Source organism: Brevibacillus sp. FSL K6-6036, from assembly GCF_037964015.1.
GTDB classification, from domain to species: domain Bacteria; phylum Bacillota; class Bacilli; order Brevibacillales; family Brevibacillaceae; genus Brevibacillus; species Brevibacillus borstelensis.
In genome coordinates this window covers 799,447-817,935 of record NZ_CP150173.1, presented here as the reverse complement: position 1 = coordinate 817,935, position 18,489 = coordinate 799,447, and the positions used below count along the sequence as shown (strand labels likewise).

Here is an 18,489-nt window from a genome sequence, read left to right as displayed (position 1 = left end):
GCGCATCCTGTTCACTGTAGTCATAAACGTCAACTTGAGGATATGACATTTGTCATGGTTTTTCAGATTTTATTTCCTGTTGTGGAATTAATTGCTGGTTTGCGGTTTTGAGCAGAGCCGTTCCTTTTTATTTTTGAGCGAGAAAGCATGCATGACGAAGAGACGCTTGTCTATTTCAGCCTTGTCTGTTCAATGGAGAAGGTATCTGCGCCATGGCTGACGGCGAAAGTCTGCAAAGCGTTCAATACCTGTTTTTTCAGTGGTCCGGTGAATTTTACATGAGGTTCGATTTGCAGCAATTGAACCGTCAAATGGCGGCTTTTTTTATCCAGCCGGGGGTCCATGCGGCCGATCAGCCTGTCCCCCGCCAGTATCGGCATCGCGTAATAACCGTACTTTCGCTTTGCGGCCGGCGTATAAATTTCCCAGCGGTACTCAAATGCAAACAGGTCTTCCAACCGCTTGCGGCTCCATAACAAATTGTCCAACGGCGGCAGGAAGTAAACGGAAATGTCTTTGTCGTCATCGGCAATCCCGTCCTGCTCTGCTTCGATGTGAGAACAGAGGCGGCCGCTGTCAGAAGCGAGGATAAAATACGGCTTGGCAAGTCCCTCCACCTCTACTCGCACCACTTCACCCGCTTGAATTCGCCGATCAATCGCCTCCCGCCGTTCTCCCGCACTCAGCCGCTGCCAGCCCAGCCGCGGATCGCTCGGTTCGAATACCCGGTACGCCCGGAAATACTTGTCCAGGAGCGCGCTTAGGGCCTCTCCTTTTTCCATCTTCCGGCCCTGAAGCTCGCCAGGAACGATCCGGCTGGACAGATTAAACAGGCGCTGGTTCCCTTCTCTTCCCACGACCGCTATATGCGCCGCATCCAAAAGCAGATTCAGGACATGGGACGTCGCCTTTGTTTTGGCGCTCACATTGTCCCAATAGCCATGAACTCGCAGATCGGATTCAAATGCTTTGGACGGCAGCGGGCCTTCCTCGCCCAGCTTTTGCAGGACGCCGTCCGCAATCGCTTTGAACTGGTCGAGCTGAGGCTGCACGCGCTCGCGCAGCCGCTGGCGAGTCGGTTCAAAGATCGGGTAATCCTCCATCGGAATGATGCAGGCGGCATTCGCCAGGTATTCGAAAAAAGCTCCGGCCCGAAGCAGCTCATCCAGAACCTCTGGCCGGTAGCCGGGAATCCGCGCTGCCAAGACCAGATGTTGATTAGGGCGGACGGCATTCACCGGATCGATCTGTACACATTCGAGACGCCAGATTGTGTCCCGTACGCGGTCTTGCAGGACTTGTGGCGAGTCAATGGGGGTGCCCTTTTCCGTTTCCGGGCTGCCGAGCAGCATTTGCGTCTCCAGCAGAAAACGCCGGAGCGCTCGTTTGGTTGATTTGATCGTTTTCATTAAAGGAACCTCCGAGGCTGGTCATTTCGTTATCCTAGCTCTTTTACCTTCGGGTTTGACAGCTTCTTTTTCTCCGCCACTTCATCCAAAAATTGCGTAAAGGTTGAATGGCCACTGTAAGTTAAAAATAACCATTCCAAAGCTCGGGTCATGGCTATATAAAGCAGTGATACCTCTCGTTCTTCTATTTCTTCCAGCGGGAATGGCATATTTTCGACTGACACGATAAAAACCGCTCGGAAATCGAGACCTTTTGCACTATCTATGGTAGATATTTTCACTTTGTTTTCTTCACGCGAGAAATTTCTTTTCGTTTCGGCGTTTTCTGTAACCCATGTGTACGGCAGCCCGTGTTGTTCCAGACTGTTTTTGATCTCATCAATATAGGAGACTCGATGGGTATTTTTCACTCGGTATAATATGGCAATTTCACTATACGGTATATTTTTCTCTCGTGTTAGAAAGTTAATGGACTTGGAAACAAAGTTCATCTCTTCTTGAATGTTTTGAAATCGTTGAATGAACGGTTCTGGACCTTTCCTTTTGGTTGACTGCGGAGGAATGATCTCCACACCTTCTGTCGTCCCGCTTTTTACTTTGTTCTGCAGATGGGAGTGTGCCTGAAAAAAGTTCCAAGCAAATTGCACGATTTGAGCCGTATTTCGATAATTAATCGTCAGTATTTTTGACCGCCCACGAAAATCAAGGCCAACATCTTGAGCCAAACTCGTTTTTCTCCTGAAAATAGATTGGGCGCGATCCTCTACCAGCAACAAAGACTGCGTGGTCGGGTTCAAACATTGGCACAACAATTTCAGCCAATCAGGCTCAAAATCTTGCCCCTCGTCGATTAATATTGCGTCGTACATCGGAAGGACCGCTTCTTTACGCTGCGCCTTTTCCAAAAGGATGGGAATATCAGTGTCGCTCATCTTCAGATGCTGGGTGAGCCATTCATGAAAATTGTAAACCTCTATATTGGCAGCGGAAGGAGTTCCTGGGGCATTCATCATCTCATACAGATCTTCCGGTTCATTCAGCATTTTTTCAATCATTTGCTTTAAACTTTTTGACAATGTAATCCCGTAGCAGAGAACGAGAATTCGCCAATCAGGATGTGCTTTCGCAAGCAGCCTGGCTCGACTAGCCAGTACAAGTGTCTTGCCGCTGCCAGCGACCCCGCGGATTAAACGATGCTTATCTCCCAACTGCTTTGCTAGGTTCTCTTGATGCAAATCCATTGTTTTGATATTGTGCAGAGATAAAAGAAGTTGGTCCTGATGGCGAACCGGTGATGTAAACTCGGCACCAATTCGAACCTCGGGAAACAGGTGGAAACGAATTGCCTGAATGTCTTCATTGGTCAATATATATCTCTTCGTGTTGCGAACAGTGAACATCCCGCGTATTTTCTCCAATAGTATTTCAGGAGAAAATCCGTCCTCATCAGGGTCAACCTCGTCTTGGCAAAGAACAAACTGTGGTTCAATCACATGATAAAGATTATGCTTCAAAAAATACTCCTGTTTTAAGCGGGTAAAAACCGTACCATAGCCGTAGGAAAATTTTAAATATGAGCTGTTGTCCTGTAGCAAATTCCGATCTTTTTTCAAGTGATCAGTAAGCAAACGGGCATTGTCCCTCGCTTGCTTTAAGGGACTTTTCGTTGTGACCATCCCACCGCCCTCTTTGTGCAGTATCCAGTCATCGTTATTTATTTGATAGATGGTGTTGCTCTTGTAATCTTTCACTTCTAAAACTACAAGACCAAGGTCAGGCCCTATTATGACAAAATCCGGCCTTCTTCCCCGTATCTCCGGTTCGTAGTAAACGATATAATCACTTGGTAAATGGTTTTTCAGGCACTCAAATAACATTCTCTCTCCAGCCGTCGCTCCCCTTGGGATTGTTTCCGGTACCATATAAGCCACGATCTGTCTCTCCTAGTACATTATTCCTAATTTCATTTTATTATAGTATAAGTGACAGCAAAGAAGCAGACGAAAATACAGATGAGCCGGAACGGGCCACTGGCTAGTCGCAGAAAAAAACAAAAAACACGAGCCCGCCCAAACCAGCGCAAACTCGTGTCCATTCCGCTTCGCCGCAGCAGGCAAAGCGCTTACTCTTTCACCACAAAATCAATACCGCCCAGTCCGTCCCAGTGTGCGGATACGACGTCACCTGCAAACAGCTGATGTGCGCCTGTAATGCCGCCGGATAAAATGACCTGCCCCGCCCGGAGCTTCTCCCCTTTTCTTGCCAGCATATTGGCCAGCATCGCGACAGAGTGGGCCGGGTGCCCAAGTACAGCGGCTCCCGCCCCCAAGTCCTTCATCTGTCCATTAATCGAGAGAGTCACTCCGACGAGGTCCAGCTCCAGTTCGTCCGGCCTTTTCAGGCGGGAGCCAAAAAAGACCCGGGATGACGACGTGTTGTCAGCGATGACATCGGGAAGCGTGAACTCGAAGTTTTTGTACCGGCTGTCGATGATCTCCAGCGCCGGCAGCACATACTCCGTCGCGGCCAGCACCTGCGCTCCGGTGACGCCCGGTCCCGCGATGTCTTTGCCCAGAACAAACGCGATTTCCGCCTCCACCTTTGGATGAATCAGCTCGCCCAATGGGAGAATGCCGTTGTCGATCGCCATATAATCGAAAATGACGCCGCAGATCGGCTCATGCACGTTCATCTGCTTCATTTTGGCCTGGCTGGTCAGGCCCATTTTCAGCGCCAGTACACTGTGTCCCTGCTCGTTCTTGAGCTTGATCAGCTCTTCCTGAATCAGGTAGCCGTCCTCAACGGACAGCTCGGGATACTCTGCCGTCAATTTCACGATCTCCTGCTTGCCAAGCTCGGCGTCGACCAGCTTTTGCGCGAGCGCTCTGCATACTTGTTCCGCGAGCATGCCGCTTCCCTCCTATCTGCTTTCAACCGCTGCCTGTCGCTTCGCGATCTCGGCGGCGACATCGATGATCATATCTTCCTGCCCGCCGACAGCCTTTCGCGCTCCAAGCTCGATCAAAATGTCGCGGGAATCGATCCCGAAGCGCTTTGCCGCCCGTTCCGCATGCAGGCGGAAGCTGGAGTAGACGCCGGCATAGCCGAGCACGAGCGAGTTTCTCGTAATCTCCTGGGGCACCTGGATCAGAGGCGCCACGATGTCTTCCGCCAGGTCCATCATTTTGTACAGATCGATTCCGGTATGGATGCCCATCCGCTCCATCACGGCAACGAACACCTCTGTCTGCGTGTTGCCTGCCCCGGCCCCGAGGCAGCGGACACTGCCGTCGATGCGGGTAGCGCCTTCCTTGATCGCGGCCAGCGTATTGGCCATCGCCAGAGACAGGTTGTTGTGCGCGTGAAAGCCGACCGGGACTTCCAGGCTTTCCTTGAGCGCCCGGACTCGCTCCGCGACCTGGTCGGGGAGCAGCGCTCCTGCGGAATCGACGATATAGACGACATCTGCTCCGTAGCTTTCCATCAATTTTGCCTGTTCCGCCAGCTTGGCGGGCGGGGCCATATGGGCCATCATCAGAAAGCCGACCGTTAAAAGCCCCAGCTCCTTGGAACGGGCGATGTGCTGTGCCGAAATGTCCGCTTCGGTGGAATGGGTGGCAATCCGTGCCATGCCTACACCAAGCTTCGCGGCGGCATTCAAATCCTTGATCGTGCCGATCCCCGGCAGCAGCAAAACGCCGATGGTCGCCTGCTTGCAGACGGAGACGGCCGCTTCGATCAATTCCATCTCATTTGTACGCGACAAGCCGTATTGCAGAGAAGAACCGGCCAGCCCGTCTCCGTGAGAGACCTCGATAAAGGGCACGTTTGCTTCGTCGAGCGCACGAGCCACACGGACGACCTGCTCGACGGTAAACTGGTGGTTGATCGCGTGACTTCCGTCGCGAAGCGCTACTTCGGTGACGAGAATCTCCCGTTTATCAGTCATTTCTCTTCCCTCCCTTTCAGACAGACGCCGCCCCGACGTGAGGCTTGGCGAATTCCTCCGCCACTTTGACCGCAGTCGCAGTCATGATGTCCAGATTCCCTGCGTATTTGGGCAGGTAATCTCCCGCGCCTTCCAGCTCCAGTACCACCGTTACGCGGTTGCCGTCAAACAGCGGCTCTGTACGGAGGCGATAGCCGGGCACGTATGACTGAATAAAGGCAACGGTCTGCTCGATGGAAGCGGTTATTGCCTGTTCGTCCACCTCGCCCTCCACCAGCGCGTACACCGTGTCCCGCATCATGATCGGCGGCTCGGCCGGATTGAGAATGATGATCGCCTTGCCCTGCTTGGCCCCGCCAATCACTTCCAGACCGCGGGCGGTCGTTTCGGTAAATTCGTCGATATTGGCACGGGTGCCCGGACCTGCGCTTTTGCTGGAGATGGCTGCGACGATCTCCGCATAGCTGACAGGGCAAACCCGGTGGATCGCATGGACGATCGGGATCGTGGCCTGCCCGCCGCAGGTGATCAGATTGATATTGCATTCATGCAGATGTTCTCCCAGATTGACGCTTGGAACGACATACGGGCCGACTGCTGCCGGAGTCAGGTCGATGGCAAGCTTTCCGGCCTCCTTGAGCGCCTTGGCGTGACGGATATGCGCTTTCGCCGAAGTCGCGTCAAAAACGATGTCCGCAAGCTCCGGGGCATTGTCCAAAAACTGCTTCAGCCCTCCGTCAAACACCTCGTACCCCGCTTTTTTCGCGCGCAACAGTCCGTCTGAGTCGGGATCGATCCCGATCATCGCCGTAACCTCCAAATATTTGGAACGCTCCAGCTTCATCAGCAAATCCGTGCCGATGTTCCCCGATCCAAGGATCGCAACCTTTTTCCTGGACATGGCTCTCCCTCCCTTGACACTTAGCTTGTAAACCGGACACCGACTTCCCCCAGATGGGCAATCCTGGCGCGGAACGAATCGCCCGGCTCCGCCGCGATGGCCGCAGACAAAGCACCGGATAGAATCACTTCCCCCGCTTTGAGCGGAATATCGAATTCGGCCAGTTTGTTGGCGAGCCAGGCGACGCATACAGCCGGATTGCCCAATGCCGCCGCGCCCACACCCGTATTCATAACCTCGCCGTTTTTGTACAGCACCATGCCGGCCATGACGAGGTCGATCTGGTCTGGCTTCACCGGACGCCCGCCCAATACGTAGAAGCCGGAGGACGCATTGTCCGCAACGGTGTCCTCCAGCTTGATCTTCCAGTCGGCGATGCGGCTGTCCACGACTTCGAGTGCTGGGACCACATATTCGGTCGCCAGCATGACATCGAGAGCCGTCACGCGCGGGCCTTTCAAGTCGCGCTTCAGAAAGAAGGCGATTTCCGCCTCTACCTTCGGCTGCAGCACTTTTTTGCAGGAGATGTGACCGTGATTTTCCACAGCCATGCTGTCAAGCAGATGGCCGTAGTCCGGCTGGTCTACCCCGAGCAGGGTTTGCATCGCCAGCGAGGTTAGACCGATTTTTTTACCCGTAATCACATCGCCCGCATTCACTTTCCGCCCGACGGTCAAAAGCTGCACGCGATACGCGTCTTCGACCGAAATCTCCGGCTCTATTTTCGTAATCGGCTCGACAGCCAGGCCGCTTCTCTCCGCCTCCGCCAGATGGTCGGCGAGCCGCTTGATTTTTTCCTCGTCCATTGCCGTATCCCTCCCGCACGTTGTTTCCGACCGCTATCTTTTCATCGTGATCGTCTTGGCTTCCGTATAAAATTCGAAGCTGTGCCGTCCGCCTTCCCGGCCGATTCCGCTCGCTTTTGCTCCACCAAAAGGCGTTCGCAAATCGCGCACATACCAGCAGTTGATCCACAGCAGCCCGGACTGCACCTGATCCGCCACGCGGTGAGCGCGTCTGAGGTCGTTCGTCCAGACGACGCCGGCCAGCCCGTAGATGGAGTCATTGGCGATCTGGGTGGCTTCTTCTTCTGTTTCAAACGGAATGATGACGATGACCGGACCGAAAATCTCCTCTTGGGCTACCCTCATTTTGTTGTCCACATCGTAGAGCACGGTCGGCTCGTAAAAATTGCCGTCCCCCAGACTGGTGATGCGCTTGCCGCCAAAAGCGAGCTTGGCTCCCTCTGACAGTCCGATCCGGACGTATTCATCCACCGTGGCCAGGTGGCTGCGGGAGACAAGCGCCCCCATGTCGGTATCCGGGTCGAGCGGATTGCCAACCTTGATTTTTTTCACCGCCTGCACAAATTTGTCCAGGAATTGATCGTAGATGCTCTTTTGGACCAAGAGGCGCGATCCGGCCAGGCAAATTTCGCCCTGGTTGCGGAAAATCGCCTCGATCGACCCTTTCACCGCCTCATCCAGATCTGCGTCCGCAAAGACGATGTTGGCTGATTTGCCGCCCAATTCGAGCGAAACGGGAATGAGCTGGCTAGCAGCGTTCCGCATTACGGTTTTGCCTGTCGTGGTCTCCCCGACGAACGATATCCGGCGGACATGCGGGTGTGTGGTCATCGCGGTGCCGACTGTTCCGCCCGGCCCCGTCAGGATGTTCAAAACGCCCGGCGGCAAGCCTGCCTCGTTGGCGATTTCGCCCATCATGACCGCGCTCAGCGGCGTATAGGAGGCGGGCTTGACGATGACCGTATTGCCCGCCGCCAGTGCAGCCGACGCTTTCCACGTCATCTGCATGAACGGCAGATTCCACGGAATGATCAGGCTGGTCACGCCTGCGGGAGCGTATTTGGCGTAGGACATGAAGCCGTTCATTTCGTAATGTTCATGTACGAGATACTTGGCCATTTCGGCGAAAAAGCGCAAATTCCAGGCGGCTCTGGGGATGTCAAAGCCGCGGCTCTCCTTGATCGGCTTGCCGACGTCAAGCGTCTCCACCAGCGCCAATTCCTCCACCCGCTCCATGACGAGATCGGACATTTTGCAGAGAATCTTCGCTCTTTCTTCGACGGGCATCCTGCTCCAGACGCCGCTTTCAAACGTGCGCTGGGCTACCTCGATCGCCTTTCTCACATCCTCTTCGCCCGCATTTGCCACCGAGGCCAGCTTGAGATTGGTCGCGGGATCGAGCGTGTCAAATGTCTCCCCGGAGATCGCGTCCACGTATGCTCCGTCGATAAACAGCTTTGCGTCCTTCAACTTTCGCTGATTTGCCTGTGTAGTCTGACTCATGTGAAAGCCTCCTACTCTTCGATTTCCAGAATCATTTCGACTTCCACCGCATTATTGTGCGGAAGCTGGGCCATCCCGACGGCGGAACGCCCGTGCCTCCCCTTCTCCCCGAAAATCTGCACCAGCAGATCGGACGCTCCGTTCATGACCTTGGGCTGATCCGTAAAATCGGGGGCGCTGTTGACAAACCCGAGGATTTTCACCACCCGCTTTACGCGGCTCAGCTCGCCGATCTCCGCCTTGACGACAGCCAGCAGGTTGAGCATGCATTGCCTGGCTGCCAGGTAGCCTGTTTCCACCGACACATCATCGCCGAGCTTGCCGCGGTATTCATCTGTCCCTTGTCCGGCGGTAAACAACAGGCTGCCTGCGCGGACACAGCCTACGTAGTTTCCTGCTGCCTGCCGTGGGGCCGGAAGCGATAGCCCCAATTCCTGCAATCTTTGTTCCGGTGTAGCCGCATGTGTAGTCATCTCCCTCTCACCTGCCCTCGCTCATATTCAGGAAGCGCAGCGCGTTTTCGCCCAGCATCGCCCGCTTCTGCTCCTCGGTGAGCGAAAGCGCATTGTCTATGACCTCGCCCGGAGGAATTTCCCGCAGCAAGAACGGGTAGTCCGACCCCATTAAAATGCGGTCGGCGCCAAAGCGGTCCACCATGTATTGAATGTTCAGCGGATCGTAGTTCAGCGAATCGAAATAAAAGCTCTTGGCGTAGTGGCTTGGCGGCTGCTCGGTCAGCCTCAGATGCGGCCATACCTTCCAGCCCTGGTCCAGGCGGGGAAGAATGTAAGGAAATGACCCTCCGCCGTGGGCAAAGCAAATCTTCAGCCGAGGGAATTTTTCCATCACGCCGCCGAGAATCAGGCTGGCAGCAGCCAAGGCCGTCTCGCTCGGCATCCCCACCGTATACATCAGGTTGTGCCGCGGCATCCGCTCTCGGCCGAGTGTCTCCCACGGGTGGATAAACAGCGGCACCTCCCACTTCTCGCACATTTCAAAGAAGGGAATCAGAGACGGATCGTCCAGGTTGTTGCCATTCACATTCGTACCGATCTCGATCCCCTTGAGGCCGAGCTCATGCATGCAGCGGTCCATTTCACGAATCGCAATCTCCGCATTTTGCAGGGGCACGGTCCCAAGCCCGAGAAAGCGCTCGGGATGCTGCCTGACCGTGTCCGCGATAAAATCGTTTTGGATGCGGGCCATCAGCTCCGCTTCTTCAGCAGGGGCCCAGTAGGAGAACGTGACCGGAATCGGCGAGATGACCTGCATGTCGACCTTTTCCCGCTCCATGTCAGAAATCCGCTTGGCAGGGTCCCACACCTGATCGGTCACTTCCCGGAACACTTTGCCCGCGACCATGATGTTGGCGCCGCACGCGCAGGTCCGCTGCAGGACGGGCCAGCGCTCGCCTTGAAATTTCTCAGCCAGATTGGGGAGGTCTTCCGGAATGATGTGCGTGTGGAAGTCTACTCGCATTTCCACTCACTCGCTTCCGGAGGCATGACGTGCCCGCAATTTTTGCATGTCCGCAGCTCCAGATTGCTGTTGAAGCCGTGAATCGCTTCTTTCACCTGAACCTCGATATTGGTCAGCTGCACGGTGGCGCGATGCATTTCGCTGTCGCACTCGTCGCAGAACCAGACGAAGTCCTCCAGCTCTCCTTCCGCCCGGTTTCGCTCGATGACCAGCCCGATCGTATCGGCTACCCGGTGCGGCGAATGCGGAACGTTGGGAGGAAGCAGGAACATCTCTCCCTCCTTGACCGTAATTACTTCGCGTTTTCCCTCGTAGTTGATGATCTCCACATAGCAGTCGCCCTTGATCTGATAGAAAATCTCCTCCGAGGGGTCCACGTGGAAGTCGCGCCGTTTGTTGGGGCCGCCGAGCAGCATGACCATCAGCTCGGCGTCTTTCCAGATCACCTTGTTGTTGACCGGCGGCTTGAGCTGGTCTTTGTTCTCCTCAATGAACTTCGCCAAATTTATCGGTGCCAGGATGCTCATGCAAATCACTCCCGTTCGCTTTTGATGGTTGCTTTTCAGCGGATTACCGCTGCGCTGACAGATCGGCCGCGCCCTTCAGCGCTTTTTGCAGCAGTACGACTTCTTTTGCCAGATGGCTGATGCGGCTCAGAACATCCTCGTCCACAATCTCGTTTTGCTGATTGAAATGGTCCGGGTGGGCGTAGACGAAGCCCGGGGCCACATAGGCCCGGAAATATCCTGCGATAGGCTTCAGTTGGTTCTCCACCACCAGGTAATGCTGGTACGTCCCGCCATTGGCGACAAATCCCATCACCTTGTTGCGCAGCGCCTGCGGCGGAATGTGGTCAAACAAGTTTTTCAGGGCGCCGGTCAGCGACCCTTGGAAAATCGGCGTTCCAATGATGTAGCAATCAGCCGACGTTACGAGATCAATTACCTTTTTCGTGTCATCGGGATAGGTGGACGGATCTCGCCCATCACACAGCGACATTTTGAAGTCCCTCAGGTCCAGCAGCTCTGTCTCAAGCTCAGGGGCTTCCTTTTTCACTTCTTCCAAGACTTTATGCACGAGGATGCTCGTCTTTGCTCCGATAATGGTTCCGGATATACCCAGCACTTTCACCGGAAACCCTCCCTTCAGGCAGATTCTTTCGGTAGACTTACACTACGTTTGCGGCTTTTGCGGCTTTTGCGGTTTTTGCCGCTTTTACCGCTTTTACCGCTTTCGCCGCTTTCGCCGCTTTCGCCGCTTTTACCGCTTTCGCCGCTTAGTCAGCTCCGCTTGCCCGCTTGACCGGAAGCACCGACTCCGCTGTCTTTTTCCCCTCAAACACACTGAGAGCGTCATCCACAAGGGAAAAAGAACGTTCGCGTTTGTAGTTGTTGTAGAAAATCGCCCTTTTTCGGATCGGGTCGCCCGTGTAATAGCGCTCGTACTGGAGCAGCCGCTGCCCGAACGCTTCGCCGCACAAATCCCAGGCCAGCTTGAACAGTCGGACGCGCTCCGATCCGGAGATGCCCGCCCGTCCGGCGTAGTACTTCTCCATGTCCTCGGCCAGTTCCGGGTGAACCATATCGGCATCCGTCGGAGACATGAGCAATCCGCCTGCGCCGATGATTTGCAGCACTTCGATCGCCCGCGGGTACATTTTCGGGAGCAGTCCGCGAATCGTCTCGAGCGGCACCCAGCCTGGCATCATTTCACCCGAAGGCAGCACATCGCACTCCCGCTCGGCAGTCCGCAGCAGCGCCCGGATGCACTCGACGGACTGAATCAGCTCTCCCAGGTCATTTTGGACGTTCAGATACACGTCTACCCCGATGGAGTCAGCCAGGCGGACCGCCACCTCCGTGGCAAACTGCAGCTTGATCAGCCCTCTCACTCCGGTCTGGTGCGCCGGCTGCTGGGCGATTCCCGTTTTTGGATAGAGCCCGTTCGCCGCTTCCACGTTGTTGTACAAAAAGACGCGATCCCATGGAACCAGCACATCGTGGAAGACGAGCACCGCATCGCTTTCCTCGAACCGCGACGCCAGCGGATGGTCGTAGACGGAGCGCTTTCCGTCCTGCATCGGCTCGCGGCACAGGATGCGCAGTCCCGGCGTATCGATCGGGATGGCAAACGCAAGCGCGTAACGCTCGTCGCCAGGCTTGAAGCCGGGGAACGAATAGATGATCACTTCATCCGTGATCGGCGCCAGCGTGGCCAGCATTTTCGCCCCTCTGACGATCAGCCCTTCCGGAGTCTCTCTGACCGCTCCCAAATGCGTAAACATGTCCTGCTGTTCATGCGAGGTCTTGCTCCGGTCATTTTGCGGGTTGATGATCGCATGTGTAAGGAACAGGTCATTGTCGCGAATGTACCGGTAGTAGCTCTTTACATTTTCCGCCCATTGTGGGTTGTACTTTTCCAGAAACGAAGCATTGCTGTACAAGGAAGTCAGAACGATATTGAGAAAATCCGGCGTTCTCCCCATCAGGCCGAACGTTGCCTTGGCGTACGCCTCATACAGATTTCTCCTTGCTTCCAGATCCTCCGCGCTTTTTACCGGGAGGAAGGCGTTGTTTACTCTCTCACCGGTTTCCTCGCAAATGTGCGTGATCTTGTCCTGATACTCCGGGTCATGCTGCATGTCGTACAGCTTGGCGATTTCGAGTATAGGCTGCTTGAAAACCGCCTCATCGTACACACTTGTCACTCTGCGCCCCTGCAGCCAAATCTCCGGCTGCCGGGATTGCAAACCTTTGATGTATTCAGCACCTGAACGAATTCCCATAAACAATCCTCCCCTGGCAATGTTGTTTTTTCACCTTGAAACGGATTATAATATCCAATTTTTTCGAAAATTGTAGCGCATTTAACGTTTTTCACCGTTTTTTGGCGAGCAGATGAAAATCTTGGCATCAGCCTGACAAAGGGGGGGTTATTGGGACAAGCCCAATATTTTCGGCACGAACAGGACGGCATCTTCCCAATAGGTGATCACAAACAAAATGGCAATCGCCATCACCAAAAACGGCATTGTCGCTTTTACAAGCCGCTCAAATTTGACCTCCGCAATGGAGGAGACGATAAAGAGTCCCGTACCCACCGGCGGTGTCAACAGACCGATCGTCAGGTTGATGCAGATGATCACGCCAAAATGGATCGGATCGATCTGAAATGCAGTGACGAGCGGCATCAGCACCGGCACCAAAATAATCAGCGCGGCAATGCCGTCCAGGATCATCCCGAGCAAGAGCAGCAGCAGATTGACCAGCAGCAGAAACACAAACGGACTGTCGGACACGGAAAGCATCGTACCCGCGATCAATTGAGGGATTTGCTCAAAAGCGATCATCCAGCCAAAAATGTTGGCCATCGCGATCAAAAAGGTGACCGTAGCCGTGCTGATGACGGTATTGATCAAAATTTGCGGCAGCTTTTTTACGTGCAGCTCCTTGTACAAAAACGTGCCGACAAGGAATGCGACGACACAGGCAATCGCCGCCGATTCAGTCGCCGTGAACGCCCCGCTCAAAATCCCGAAGATGATGATAAAGGGCACCAGCAGCGCTGGCAAAACTTGAACCGTACTTCTCAGCATCTCTTTTCCCGACGCGCGTTTGCTCTTCGGAAAATTGTTCTTATACCCCAAATAGGCGATCAGAGCCGTGAAGCCGATCCCGTAAATAATGCCGGGAACAATCCCCGCCATAAACAGCCCGCCAATCGAGGTCCCTGACAGCGTCCCGTAAATAATAAAGATCATGCTCGGCGGGATAATCGGCGCGACGATGGACGACGCCAGCGTCAAGGCCGAGGAGAATTCCCGGTCATAGCCCTCCTTTTCCATTTCCGGAACCATCACCTTGCTCATCATCGCAGCCTGCGCATTGGCCGATCCGAGAATCGAAGCCAGAAACATGTTCGACACCACCGTCACATAAGCCAGCCCGCCGCGAACATGCCCCACGAACACCTTGGCGAACTGGACCAGCCTGGTCGTGATGCCGCCTCCGTTCATCAGCTCCCCGGCAAGCATAAACAGCGGGATCGCCAGCAAGCCGAAATTCTCCAGACCGGAGTAAAGCCGCATCGGCGTAGATGTGAGCAGCGTGGTGTTCCCCATGAGTAAGAAATAGACGATCGTGATCATGCCCAGGACAAGGGAAATCGGGATGCCCATCAATAAAAAGAGCAGAAACAGCAGGATTACCAATGTGGTCAACGGACTTCCTCCTCTCGGATCAGATCGATCAGATTGGACAACAGATGGATGGCGGAAAACGTCAAGCCGACCGGCACCGCGCTGAACGGAATCCACATCGGGAGGAGGATGGCTGTCGACTTTTGAAAAGCAACGCCTGGCGACAGCACCCATGTATAGCTGTAATAGAGCATCACCGCGAGAAATACGAGCATCAGGATATGCCCGGCAATGCCTGCCATTTTCTTTACCTTCGCCGTCGCGTACTCAAGGACAATGGTAACAGCGGCCTGAGACTTGTACTTCAGTCCCAGGCTGCCGCCGATAAAACTGCTCCAGATCAATAAAAAGATCGACACCTCCCCCGCCCATGACAGGGGGGCATTCAGCACGTAGCGAAACACGACTGCGAGTGCAACAATGACAGCCATCGCAAACATGAGGACAATGGCTAAATACTTTTCCACCGTAGAAATGAGGTCGCTCAATGCTTTCATGGTCTGTTCCCCTTTGGCTGCCTATTTGCGGAATGTATCGATAAACTCTTGGATGAGCGGGTTGGTCGGTCCGTATTTTTGGTCAAACTCCTTCATGATGGGACCAAACAGAGCCGGATCGATCTCATAGATTTTCATTCCTTTGTCACTGAGCGTTTTTTTGAACTCTTCTTCCTGCCCCGCTCTGGTCGTTGCGGAAAAATCAGCCGCCGCGGCAATGGCGTCGCGAACAATCTGCTTGTCCTCATCCGGCATCTTGTCGAACGTCCCTTTGCTGACCATCGCGACCGCAGGCCACACCATATGATTGGTCACAGCCCCGTACTTCACGACTTCGTAGTATTTGTTGGTGATGGTCGCATCGAGGTCCATATCCATTCCGTCGATCACGCCGGTTTGAACGGCCGAATACACCTCGGGCAGCGGCAGTCCTTCCGTCGATGCGCCTGCAAACTTGTAAAAATCCTGCAGCGGAGGGCTCGGGGTGACCCGCAGCTTCAGTCCCGCCATGTCTTCCGGCTTCAGTACCTCTTTGTCTTTAAACAGCATCACGCGCTGCCCGGCGAATAAATAATCAAGGCCCACCAATCCCTGCTGCTCCAGTGTCGCGAGAATTTTTTTGGCTACGTCCGTATGCCTGGCTTCATTTGCCGCCTTCAGATCAGGAAATGCATAAGGCGTAAACCAGGCAGAAAATGAAGGAGACCTGGAGCTGAGATAGGCCGCTGTAATCAAGCCGAAATCGACCGAACCGGCACCGATTTGCTGAACCATGTCAGCTTCCGTTCCCAACTGGCTGGACGGATATATCTCCAGCTTCATCCGGCCTCCGGAACGCTTGTCCAACTCTTCTTTAAACTTTTCCGCCGCCAAATGCCATGTGTGTGTAGGCGGCGTAATATGGGCCAGCTTGAAGTTGTAGCTCGGCTTGGAGTCGCCGCCTGCTGCCGCAGGCTGATTGGAAGTACCGCTTGGCGCCGCATTTCCGCCGCAGCCTGCAGTCATGACAATCATCAGACAAGCCGTCAAAAGGGATGCCCCCCATTTTTTTACCTTTTTCATTGACTACCCCTCCATTTTTTCATGTACGAACCCATTCATGAATCATTGAACAAGCTGCTTTCGTCTAACCTGCCGGATCGTTTCGCCGGATAGTTCCCTTACCCCCTATTCAATATCGGAATGTTTCGATAATTTTGTGCCCGCTTTCCGTTTCAGGCAAAAAGGACGGTGCTATGATTTTACTAAATGGGAAGCTGGAGTATTGTAAAGCGCTTAACGTTTCAACCACATTTTTTGACAAAAAACGGCTTGATATCGCATCTGAATGTAAACCATTTAACATGATTTCTGTTTTTTTGTTTTGTCCATGCTCCATAGATTGAAAATACTATTTTTCTTCATCTATAATATTCGTGGAAGGTTCTGAAAATTTAGAATTGGTGTGGCAAAACGATACGGAAAACGTTTTTGGTGAAGGGGTTTGAAGGCAATGAGCCTGTTGGAAAATGTCGTCCGCGTTTCTTCTCTCATGCATAAAATGGTCTTATGCTTTGAAGAAGACTTTACGCTGGGAGTAACGGATCGGGAAAAATTTTTAACCTATATTCCTGGAAAAACCCTGCAGTTTGGCTTGTCTCCTCACGCTCCGATCAAGGAGGGCAGTCTTGCCAAGCACATCCTGGAGCAAGGGATGCCCGTCAGCAAAGTCATGGATTCCTCCGTATACGGGATTGCCTATCTGGCCGGCGGACTTCCCATCAAGGAAAATGGAATCATTGCCGGTGTCCTTGTCTTTGGAGTCGGCCTGGATCGACAAAATACGCTGACACAGATCGCCGGGCATTTGTCGTCGATCGTCGAAGAGGTTTCTGCACAATCCATCGAAATGCAGAAAGGCTCTGAAGTCTTATCCTTGCACAGCGAAAAACTGCATACCGTCACGACCGGGATGCTGGAGCAGTTGAAAACGACTTTTACCGTATTGAAATCGATCTCGCAGATTGCCAAGCAGTCCGAAATTCTCAGCCTGAATGCCTCGATTGAGGCCGCACGGGCTGGCGAACACGGCAGAGGCTTCAACATCGTCGCCGGAGAAATGCGCCGTTTGGCAACGATGTCCGGAGATTTTGCCAAAGAGATTTCTCAGAACCTCTCTTCACTCCAAGCAGAAATGGCCTCGATCTCGGAAATGGTCCTGGACTCGAAGAATCTGACCCAGGGACAGACAGAAGGCATAAGAGAGCTGGCTTCGGCCATACAGGAAGTAAACCAGGAAGCCACCCTGCTCCAGCAGATGTCAAAAATTCACTCAAGCTCCCCGACCGGGTAGTCGAAACCGCCAACCGAGCCCGTTTTTCGAGCATCCACAATTCCAATTGTAAGGAGTGTTCGATATGGTATCTCCGTTTGAAACCGATGTGAAATGGGAATCGTTCCTGAAGTACGGGACCCGGCAATTTTGTAAAGGAAAAACGATCATATACAAGCAAGGCACGATGGGAGAAGGTTTTTACTACCTCCATAAAGGTCTCGTAAAAATCATTTCCACAACGGCAAAAGGGAATGACCGTCTGTTAAACATCGTCGTTCCCGGCCAGATCATGGGCGTCCAATCCATGGATCGTCATACGCACTTCACCACAGCCGTTGCCGTAAAGAACTCGGTCGTCTACCACTTCTCCTGTGCCCAATTTCAAGAAATGCTCAAGGCTCAACCTGAATTGCTCTCGCTGTTCACACAAACTGTCAGCCAGAAACTGCGTATTCTCCTTTTTGCCATCAACATGAAAGCGCTTACTTCGGAAGAACAGATCGCCTCCCTTCTTTTGAATCTTTGCGATGATTTTAAGAACTACGAGGTTCCGCTCACCCAGCAAGACCTGGCCGACTGTGCCGGTCTGACGCGGATCACCGTCTACAAGATTCTGAAGCAGTGGAAAGAAAGCGGAATTATCGAGATCAAAAACCGGACCTTTGTCATCCAGAAACCGGAATTGCTCCGCTATCCGTATCGATACACCCAGACGGCGTTGACTGTCTAGCTTCCGCTGTCCAAGGCAGATCACGAGAAAAGGAGATCGCCATGACCAATCTGCGCTACAAATGGGCCCCGTTTTTGATGTATGGCCAAAAGCTGGAGTATAAAAAGAACGCCACCGTCTATCGCCAGGGCGAACAGGGAAACGGTTTTTACTACCTGGATCGCGGCGGTTTAAAAATCATCCTCTTATCCGCGAACGGACACGAGCGCACCATCGACTACGTGCCAACCGGCGGATTGTCTGGCGAGCACGGGGCCTTTAAAGGGCCCTACGTGACTTCCGCCATCACCACCTCCCCTTCCGTTTTGTACTTCTTCTCCGATGAAGCGCTGTCCAATATATGCAAAGATCACCCCCAGGCCGCCGTCCTTTTTACCAATTCGCAAATATACAAGGTTCGGCTGCTGGCTGAAATCATCGCATTCCAGGACTGTCCGGTCGAACAGCAGATGGCCCATTATTTGATCAGACTATACACCGTTCATGAAAATGAAAACGTCCCGATCGATCAAACGTCATTTGCCCGCTACATCGACACCTCCCGCATTACCGTAAACAAGATTTTGCAAAAATGGCGGCAGCAAGGGCTGATCGAGCTTTCCAACCGCGGTGCGATTCGCATTGCAGATGTCGAAAAGATCAGGGAAATTGCTTATAAAACCGGGGAGTTGGAGGGAATGAGCCTTTGGCAGTAGGCCGCTTC

At 53.6% G+C, this 18,489-nt stretch carries 18 protein-coding genes; 3 read left to right on the top strand and 15 right to left on the bottom strand.

Going from position 1 to position 18,489, the window contains the following annotated elements; translation table 11 throughout:
* Positions 1-170: 170 nt before the first annotated feature.
* From NST37_RS04220 to NST37_RS04150, 15 genes are all read right to left on the bottom strand, one after another.
* Positions 171-1,409, bottom strand: coding sequence for a crosslink repair DNA glycosylase YcaQ family protein (locus NST37_RS04220; RefSeq protein ID WP_339186333.1), 1,239 nt, complete (start codon positions 1,407-1,409; stop codon positions 171-173).
* Positions 1,410-1,438: 29 nt separating this feature from the next.
* Entirely contained in the window at positions 1,439-3,340 is a 1,902-nt protein-coding gene (locus NST37_RS04215; RefSeq protein ID WP_251247371.1) for a nuclease-related domain-containing DEAD/DEAH box helicase, read from the bottom strand.
* Between the two features lie 191 nt (positions 3,341-3,531).
* Entirely contained in the window at positions 3,532-4,317 is a 786-nt protein-coding gene (locus NST37_RS04210; protein ID WP_003389313.1) for a fumarylacetoacetate hydrolase family protein, read from the bottom strand.
* Between the two features lie 12 nt (positions 4,318-4,329).
* Positions 4,330-5,358, bottom strand: coding sequence for a 4-hydroxy-2-oxovalerate aldolase (gene dmpG, locus NST37_RS04205; protein WP_003389314.1), 1,029 nt, complete (start codon positions 5,356-5,358; stop codon positions 4,330-4,332).
* 16 nt (positions 5,359-5,374) lie between these two features.
* Positions 5,375-6,259, bottom strand: a complete 885-nt coding sequence (locus NST37_RS04200; protein ID WP_003389315.1) for an acetaldehyde dehydrogenase (acetylating) — start codon at positions 6,257-6,259, stop codon at positions 5,375-5,377.
* Positions 6,260-6,279: 20 nt separating this feature from the next.
* The gene (locus tag NST37_RS04195; RefSeq protein WP_003389316.1) at positions 6,280-7,065 is read right to left on the bottom strand and encodes a fumarylacetoacetate hydrolase family protein; all 786 of its coding nucleotides are present in this window, start codon (positions 7,063-7,065) and stop codon (positions 6,280-6,282) included.
* A 33-nt stretch (positions 7,066-7,098) separates the two neighbouring features.
* Positions 7,099-8,568 (bottom strand): aldehyde dehydrogenase, encoded by a 1,470-nt coding sequence (locus NST37_RS04190; RefSeq protein WP_339186330.1) that lies wholly within the window; start codon positions 8,566-8,568, stop codon positions 7,099-7,101.
* A gap of 11 nt (positions 8,569-8,579) precedes the next feature.
* Positions 8,580-9,041 carry a RidA family protein gene (locus tag NST37_RS04185; RefSeq protein WP_003389318.1) on the bottom strand — a complete coding sequence of 154 codons (462 nt, stop codon included), beginning with the start codon at positions 9,039-9,041 and terminating at the stop codon, positions 8,580-8,582.
* Positions 9,042-9,048: 7 nt separating this feature from the next.
* Positions 9,049-10,047, bottom strand: a complete 999-nt coding sequence (locus NST37_RS04180) for an amidohydrolase family protein (RefSeq protein ID WP_327956607.1) — start codon at positions 10,045-10,047, stop codon at positions 9,049-9,051.
* Positions 10,038-10,574: a 3-hydroxyanthranilate 3,4-dioxygenase gene (locus NST37_RS04175; protein WP_003389320.1), complete on the bottom strand. Its 537-nt coding sequence runs from the start codon at positions 10,572-10,574 to the stop codon at positions 10,038-10,040. Before NST37_RS04175 ends, NST37_RS04180 begins: the two co-directional genes overlap by 10 nt.
* Positions 10,575-10,617: 43 nt before the next feature.
* The gene (locus NST37_RS04170) at positions 10,618-11,178 is read right to left on the bottom strand and encodes an NAD(P)H-dependent oxidoreductase (RefSeq protein ID WP_003389321.1); all 561 of its coding nucleotides are present in this window, start codon (positions 11,176-11,178) and stop codon (positions 10,618-10,620) included.
* Positions 11,179-11,323: 145 nt separating this feature from the next.
* Entirely contained in the window at positions 11,324-12,832 is a 1,509-nt protein-coding gene (locus NST37_RS04165; RefSeq protein ID WP_039070020.1) for a 4-hydroxyphenylacetate 3-hydroxylase N-terminal domain-containing protein, read from the bottom strand.
* 147 nt (positions 12,833-12,979) lie between these two features.
* Positions 12,980-14,266, bottom strand: coding sequence for a TRAP transporter large permease (locus NST37_RS04160; RefSeq protein WP_003389324.1), 1,287 nt, complete (start codon positions 14,264-14,266; stop codon positions 12,980-12,982).
* Entirely contained in the window at positions 14,263-14,742 is a 480-nt protein-coding gene (locus tag NST37_RS04155) for a TRAP transporter small permease (protein WP_243014512.1), read from the bottom strand. Before NST37_RS04155 ends, NST37_RS04160 begins: the two co-directional genes overlap by 4 nt.
* Before the next feature lie 21 nt (positions 14,743-14,763).
* Positions 14,764-15,804: a TRAP transporter substrate-binding protein gene (locus tag NST37_RS04150; RefSeq protein ID WP_003389326.1), complete on the bottom strand. Its 1,041-nt coding sequence runs from the start codon at positions 15,802-15,804 to the stop codon at positions 14,764-14,766.
* 430 nt (positions 15,805-16,234) lie between these two features.
* On the opposite strand from NST37_RS04150, the gene NST37_RS04145 reads away from it, so the two are divergent.
* From NST37_RS04145 to NST37_RS04135, 3 genes are all read left to right on the top strand, one after another.
* Positions 16,235-17,074, top strand: coding sequence for a methyl-accepting chemotaxis protein (locus NST37_RS04145; RefSeq protein WP_039070021.1), 840 nt, complete (start codon positions 16,235-16,237; stop codon positions 17,072-17,074).
* A gap of 64 nt (positions 17,075-17,138) precedes the next feature.
* Positions 17,139-17,786 (top strand): Crp/Fnr family transcriptional regulator, encoded by a 648-nt coding sequence (locus NST37_RS04140; RefSeq protein ID WP_003389328.1) that lies wholly within the window; start codon positions 17,139-17,141, stop codon positions 17,784-17,786.
* 41 nt (positions 17,787-17,827) lie between these two features.
* Positions 17,828-18,481: a Crp/Fnr family transcriptional regulator gene (locus NST37_RS04135; RefSeq protein WP_003389329.1), complete on the top strand. Its 654-nt coding sequence runs from the start codon at positions 17,828-17,830 to the stop codon at positions 18,479-18,481.
* Positions 18,482-18,489: the final 8 nt, after the last annotated feature.